We start from the raw sequence: 1,385 nt of genomic DNA, 5'->3' as shown, positions 1-1,385 counted from the left end.
TGATTTCAACGCCACGCTGGGTTTAGCAGCGGTGGCCTGAACGCCAGGGGCGGGGCGGCGGCGGTGCTGCGATCCGTCCTACTCCCATCCAACCTGTCGCCGGACAGGAATTTTCAGGAAAAGACTCATGCGGTTTTACGCTTCGCTCAAGGACACGTCCCATGTCGACGCCGCCACGGCGGAGATCACGCGTCTGCAGCGTGCCTTTGCCCAGGGCCGAATCCATGATCGCGCCGACCTGTCGGCGGTTACGGGCAAGGCGCGCGAGGTCCTGGTCGCCGTCAACGATATGATCGAGGCGGCGGCGATGCCCGCCGCCGGCTTCACGAGGCGCCTGTCGCATATGGCCAGCGAGCATGAGCGCGGCGATATCGACGTCGTGCTGCCCGTCGACGAGTTTCAGGGTGACCTGGCCAATGCCGCCAGGATGGTCAACGAACTCGTCGCCAGCCATATCGCGGTCAAGAAGCTGGCCATGGCCTGCGTCAAGTCGCTGGGCGAAGGCGATTTCGAGGCCCCGCTGGCGCCGCTGCCCGGCAAGAAGGCGTTCATCAACGACACGATCGAAGAGCTTCGCCGCAACCTGAAGGGCCTGATCGCCGAGATGAACACCATGTCGGTCGAGCACGACAAGGGCGACATCGACGTCTTCGTGCCCGCCGAGAAATTCCAGGGCGATTTTGCCCGCATGGCGACCGGGATCAACGCGATGGTCGCGGGCCATATCGCGGTCAAGAAGCAGGCGATGGCCTGCATCAAGCAGTTCGGCGAGGGCAATTTTGCCGCCGAGCTGGAGCGTTTCCCGGGCAAGAAGGCCTTTATCAACGACACGATCGAGGAACTGCGCGCCAATTTCCGCTCCATTATCGGCGAAATCCAGCGTCTGATCGACGCGTCGACCGCCGGACAGTTGAGCGAGCGCGGCGAGGCCGAGCGCTTCCCCGGTGATTTCGGCGGCTTGATCAAGGGCATTAACGGGATGCTCGACGCGATCCTGCTACCGATCGGCGAGGGCAACCGCGTCCTGAATTTGGTCAGCACCGGCTCGCTGTTGGAGCGAGTGGAGATCGAGTGCGAGGGCGATCATCGCCGGATGAAGGATGCGATCAACAATCTGGTCGACAATCTGACCAGCTTCGCGACCAACGTCGCGGGCGCGGCGGACCAGGTGGCGAGCGGCAGCCAGGAACTCTCCTCGGCGTCTGAACAGGTGTCGGAAGGCGCGACCGAGCAGGCCGCAGCGGCCGAGGAAGCCTCGGCCTCGATGGAGCAGATGGCGGCGAACATCAAACAGAACGCCGATAACGCGACCCAGACCGAGAAGATCGCGCGCCAGTCCTCGCAGGATGCCGAGATCAGCGGCCAGGCGGTGCAGAAGGCGGTCG

1 pseudogene is annotated in these 1,385 nt (G+C 63.9%); it reads left to right on the top strand.

Annotation, left to right across the window (positions count from 1 at the left end):
* Window positions 1-127 precede the first annotated feature (127 nt).
* Window positions 128-1,385 (top strand): annotated as a pseudogene (locus SSA01S_RS18835) (methyl-accepting chemotaxis protein); the annotation flags it as partial.

The organism is Sphingomonas sanguinis NBRC 13937, assembly GCF_001591005.1.
Taxonomy (GTDB): domain Bacteria; phylum Pseudomonadota; class Alphaproteobacteria; order Sphingomonadales; family Sphingomonadaceae; genus Sphingomonas; species Sphingomonas sanguinis.
Note: the sequence above shows the minus strand (reverse complement) of the source record. Positions and strands in the feature narration are given on the sequence as shown.